We start from the raw sequence: 5,456 nt of genomic DNA, 5'->3' as shown, positions 1-5,456 counted from the left end.
GTAGACGTTCAGGGTCGAGTTGATCCCACCGCCGCCCGGCGCATCCGGAATGGAGAAGCGGGTGACCAGCGTGTTGGTGCTGGCCCGGGTGGTGAACTCGACGTAGCTGCCGGTCGAGTTGAGGGTCACCGCCCGCCGACCGGACGCCTCGCCGGCCAGGTCGCCGATCTCCCGGTTCGGCCCGACGACCGCCGCGCCGCCGCCGACGACGCCGTCCTCGGCCTCGTACATGTCGTACGGCATGTTGGCACCGCGACCGACGAAGAGCGGCCGGTCACTGGTGTTGTTGGCCTGCTTCACCGGCAGCTCGTTGCCGTCCACGGCGAGCACCATTCGGACGGTGTACTTGCCGTTCGCGGCGGTCCAGGTGCCCAGGCTGATCGGGCCGACCGTGGCACCGGCGTTGATCACGCCGGAGTACGAGCCGGTCAGGGTGCGGACGACCGTGCCGGACTCGTTGAGCACGGTCAGGGTGATGCCGTGCGCACCGGAGGCGGAAGCCTGGTTGCCGGCGTTGCGGACGGACACGGAGAAGGTCACCGTGTTGCCCGCCGACGGGTTGCCCGGCGACCAGGCGACCGCCGAGGCGACGAGGTCGGAGCTGGCGACCGCGGCGACGACCAGCGGGCTGGGGTTGGTGTAGCTGTTGTTGGTGTCGTCCTGCTCGACGACGGTGTTCGACTCGTCGACCTTGGCGCTGAGCGGGTAGCTGCCCGAGTCCCGGGTGCCGATGCTGGCGCTGACAGTGGTCGAGGCACCGGCCGCGAGACCGCCGACCGAGGCCGTGCCCACCCGGGTGGAGCCCAGGTAGAAGTTGACGTTGGTCGCGCCGGAGGCCGCCGAGCCCGCGTTACGTACCGTCGCGGAGAGCGTGATGGTGCTGGTCTCCACCGGTGCGGACGGGCTGAACGACATGCCGGTCACGGTCAGGTCCGGGTTCGGGGCCGGAGTGCCGAAGACCTGGAACTCGGCCACCTGACCAGCCGGGGCACCGGTGTTCGAGGCGATCGAGAGCCGTACGTCGGCCGCCGCGCCGGAGACCGGGATGGTCACCGTGTTGCCGCTGCCCGGACTGAAGTTGTAGTTCGCCGCGCCGACCAGGGTGGTGAAGCTCGACGAGCCCTGGTCCCGGCCGAGAACCGTGATGTTCTGGGTACGCGCGCCCCACGCCGAGTCCGGGTTGAGCTTCACGACGACCTGGCTGAGGGTGGCGTTCGCGCCGAGCTGCACGGTCAGCGTGCTCGGGTTGCCGTTGCCCTCCCAGTAGGTGGCCACGTTGTTGTCGTTGGCGTTGGCGGCCACGAACGTGTGCACGAACCCGGAGGCGCTGATCGGCTTGCCGATCGCCAGGTTGGAGCCGGTCGGCGGGTTGCCGGTGCCGGTCCGGGTCACTGTGTTGCTGTTCGCCGACTGGTTGCCGGCGGCGTCCTTGGCCCGCACGTGGTACGACACCGTGGCGCTGTCCGCCTGACTGTCGGTGTACGTGAGCGTCGAACCGCCGACGCTGCCACGCAACGCACCGTTGGCGTAGACGTCGTAGCCGGTCACCCCGACGTTGTCGGTCGACGCCGACCAGGCGAGCCGGATCTGCCCGCTGGCCGGCTGGGTGTAGGCCAGGTTGCCCGGCACGCTGGGAGCCTGGGTGTCGGTGCTGCCGGTCGCGCCGTACACCTCGACCTCGGACAGCTGGGCGGCCGGCCAACCGGTGTTGCCGGTGACCTGCACGCGTACGTAGCGGGTGCTGGCGGCGGTGAAGCTGACGGTCGCGGTGTTGCCGCTGCTCGGGTTGAAGGTGTAGCCGGCGGACGCCTTCAGGGTGGTGAAGGACGAGCCGTTCGTCGATCCCAGGATCGACAGCGTCTGCGTACGGGTCTGCCAGTCCGACGCGGGTGGCAGCTTGAGCACCACCCGGTCCACGCTGACAGTGGCGCCCAGGTCGGCCTGGATCCACTGCGGGAACGCGTTGTTGGCGCTCTCCCAGTAGGTTGACGCGTTGCCGTCGTTGGCGTTGCCCGCCACGTAGTTCTGGTTGTAGCTGCTGGCGGTCATGGTGGCGGAGAGCCCGGCGAGCATGGCCACGCGGGCGGCGGCTGCGGACGGGTCGGCCGCCGGTGCCGCGCTCGCCATGGGGGTGACGACCGGGGCGGTGGCGAGGAGCACGCCGGCGAGTACGCCGGCGAGCAGCCGTCGGTGGCCCGTACGGGAGACGGGATTGTGCGCGCCGGTTGGCGGCGTGCCTCGTCTGGTGCCGTTACTGGACATGGGGTCGCTACACCTCTTTCGGGGGTGGGTGTGGGTGCGTTGCCCGGCGACGGGTGCAGGGGTACGCCCGTCGTTCCGCGACAGGTGGGGGACGGTGCTGGGTGGGGACGGGTCGGACGGCCGGCGCGGCGTTGCGCCGGGACGCCCGGACCGGGTGCCCCCGCCGCTTCGGGCGGGGGCACCCGACCTAGCTGGAGTAGATCTCGAACTCGCTGAGCTGGCCGGCTGGCCAGCCGCTGTTGCCGGTGACGGTCAGCCGCAGGTACCGCTGGGTGGTCGCCGTGAAGGTCACGGTGACCGTGTTGCCGCTGGCCGGGTTGAAGCTGTAGCCGGCGGACGCCTTCAGCGTGCTGAACGTCGACCCGTTAGTGGAGCCGAGCACCGCCAGCGTCTGCGTACGCGTCTGCCAGGCCGATGAGGGTGGGAGCTTCAGCACGACCCGGGACACCGACCGGTCGGCGCCCAGGTCCACCGTCAGCGACTGCGGGAACGCGTTGTTGGCGCTCTCCCAGTAGGTGTTCGCGTTGCCGTCCACCGCGTTGGGGGCGGCGTACACGTCGGAGTGGCTGGTCTCGGTGATCGACCGTCCGGCCGCGAGGTTGCCGCTGGGCGGCGGCGTGGTTGGGGGCGGTGTGGTTGGGGGCGGTGTGGTCGGCGGCGGGGTGGTCTGGGTGCCGCCGTACACCTCGACCTCGGAGAGTTGCGCGGCCGGCCAGCCGCTGTTGCCGGTGACGGTGACCCGGATGTAGCGGCGGTCACCGGAGGGCACCCCGATCGACACCGTGTTGCCCGAGCCGGGGGCGAAGACCCGACCGGCGGACGACGCCAGTGTGGTGTACGACGAGCCGTCGGTGGAGCCGAGCACCGACAGGGTCTGGGTGCGTTGCTCCCAACCACTGGGCAGCTTGAGCGCCACCCGGTCGACCGACCGGGACGCACCCAGGTCGATGGTCACCGACTGGGGGAAGGCGTTGTTGGCGCTCTCCCAGTACGTCGACGCGTTGCCGTCCACCACGTTGGCGGCCGTGTAGCTCTGGTTGGTGCTGGTAGCGGTCGTCGACCGGCCCAGCGCCAGGTTCCCGCTGGTCGGGGGCGGCGTGGTGGGCGGTGGGGTGGTCGGCGGCGTCGTGGTCGGGGGCGGGGTCGTGGTGGGCGGCGGCGAGGTGGGTCCGCCACCCCACTGGGGGTCCGGCCACGGGCCGCAGTACGGGGTCGGGGTGTACCAGCCGGAGTTGCCGGAGCCCTGGGTGATCTGGAAGCCACCGCCCACGCAGTTGTGCATCGGGTTGCTCTGCGCGATGTTGGTGGCCCGCACGTTGGTGAAGGACACCTGGCTCGGTGCCTGCACCTGGAGCGCGTACGTGCCGGCGCCGTCGATCCGCACGTTGGAGAGGTTGATGCCGCTGGTCTGACCCTCGATCCAGTGCAGCGCCGCGTACGAGCTGTCCAGAATGTCGGTGTCGGTGATGTTGATGGTGGCCTGCTGGAACGACTCGTTGAGGGCGGAGAACCAGATCGCCCCCACTCCGAAGTTCCAGTTGTAGTCCGAGTTGCCGTTGCGGATCAGCGTGTTCCGGGCGATCGTCCAGGTGCCCCGGACCGCGGTGTCGCCCTGCACACCCGGATAGCGGTTCGCGACGTGGATGCCACCACCGTTGGTCAGCGAGTCGGCGGTCACGTTGTCGGTGATCTTGATGTCGCGACCGCCGTAGCTGACCAGGTGGTTCGCCAGCAGGGTCACGCCGATGGTGTTGCGGGTGAAGGAGTTATTGACGTTCGGCACGCTCTGCGCCCACATCGCCAACGCGTCGTCACCGGTGTTGCGGACGAACGTGTTCGTCACCGTCGAGTTCGTCACCCCGGTGTGGAAGTTCACCCCGTCCGCGGTCTGGTCCAGGATCCGGCTGTTGCGGATGGTGAAGTTGTCCATCGGGCCGTCCATCCACGCCCCGACCTTCGTGTTCTCCAGCCAGAGGTTGTCCACCACCGAGTTGGTCATCGCGCCGCCCAGGGCGTTGACCTGGTCGTCGTCGACCCGTTCGCGGATGTCGCCGATGATGGCGAAGTCCCGCAGCGTGACGTTGCGGCTGGGCCCGTTCGCCTCGTGCGAGCGGACCGGGCCGGTGTAGCCGCCACCGGGAACGTACTTGCCGTAGATGCCGACGGACCTGTTCCGCTCGGTGGGGTGCCGGCCGCCGAGCACTGAATACCAGGGGCCCGCGCCGCGCAGAGTCACCCCGTCGACCACCACGTGATCCCAGAGGGTGAAGGTGCCGGTCGGGATCCAGACCGCCCGGCCCTGCGCCTTGCCGGCGTCGACAGCCGCCTGGAACTTCGCCGTCGAGTCGGTCGCGCCGCTCGGATCGGCCCCGAAGTCGGTGACCACGTCGATGACACCGGAGGGCTTGGCGATCGGCGCGACAAGCTCGAAGTCGGCCAGGTCGATGGTGAACGTGGGCGACTGCGCCGTCGAGGAGACCTGGAGCCGGATCTTCGTGCCGGCCGGCTGGGTGCTGCCGAACAGCGCCCGGGTCTCGTCGTAGAAGTGGTGCGGGTTGGTGTCACCCGGGTTGTTGTTGAACGGGTATCCGCCGTAGTACCAGCCGTACTTCGACGTCACCGGGACCGACTTCAGCAGGTTGCCGTTGGCTCGCAGGTCGATGGCGGCATCCCGGCCGGTGCCGGCCGAGTTGTCCGGCAGGCTGTAGCGGAAGGTGACAGCGTTGGCCGGGGCGGTGAGGGTGAACTCGACGTACTCACCGACGGCGTCCAGGGTGACCGCCTCCCGGCCGGACGCCTCGGACGGCAGCGTGCCGTAACGCCGGTCCGGGCCGATCTTCGTGCCGTTGTGGGCGACCTTCTCCGCCTCGTGCTCGATGAACGGGACGGTGGCGCCCCGGTTGGGGATGTCGAAGGGGGACAACCCCGCCGCGGAGGCCGGGGTCGCGGTGCCGGTGACCGCGAGGATGGTCACCGAGGTGGCGGCGAGCACTGTGGCGGAGATGGCGGCCAACAGTGCCCTGGTCGGGTGTCGAAGGTGGTGCGGGGTGCCGGTGGTGTGGTTGGCCATGAGCTGCGCTCTCCCTTTCGTCAGGCAGGCCAGATCCCCCCGTGTCGGTGCGGTGTCGCGCGTCCCCCTCGGTTCTCCCTTCCTGGGTGGCGTGGTGCCGGCGGCCGGGACGGGCCGCCGGCAG

Annotated in this window: 2 protein-coding genes; both read right to left on the bottom strand. The window is 70.0% G+C overall.

All coding sequences use genetic code 11. The features are described 5' to 3' along the window. The coding region (locus ABZ749_RS28370; protein WP_357233165.1) for a discoidin domain-containing protein at nt 1–2,262 on the bottom strand (2,262 nt) is incomplete at its 3' end. A gap of 187 nt (nt 2,263–2,449) precedes the next feature. Next, complete coding sequence (locus ABZ749_RS28365; RefSeq protein WP_357233163.1) at nt 2,450–5,332, bottom strand: discoidin domain-containing protein; 2,883 nt, start codon at nt 5,330–5,332, stop codon at nt 2,450–2,452. Nucleotides 5,333–5,456: the final 124 nt, after the last annotated feature.

It is taken from the genome of Micromonospora sp. NPDC047753 (assembly GCF_040642735.1).
Lineage (GTDB): Bacteria > Actinomycetota > Actinomycetes > Mycobacteriales > Micromonosporaceae > Micromonospora.
Note: the sequence above shows the minus strand (reverse complement) of the source record. Positions and strands in the feature narration are given on the sequence as shown.

Coding starts and splice junctions, on each gene's coding strand:
- ABZ749_RS28365 (WP_357233163.1), bottom strand. CDS start 5,332: ATGGCCAACCACACCACCGGCACCCCGCACCACCTTCGACACCCGACC.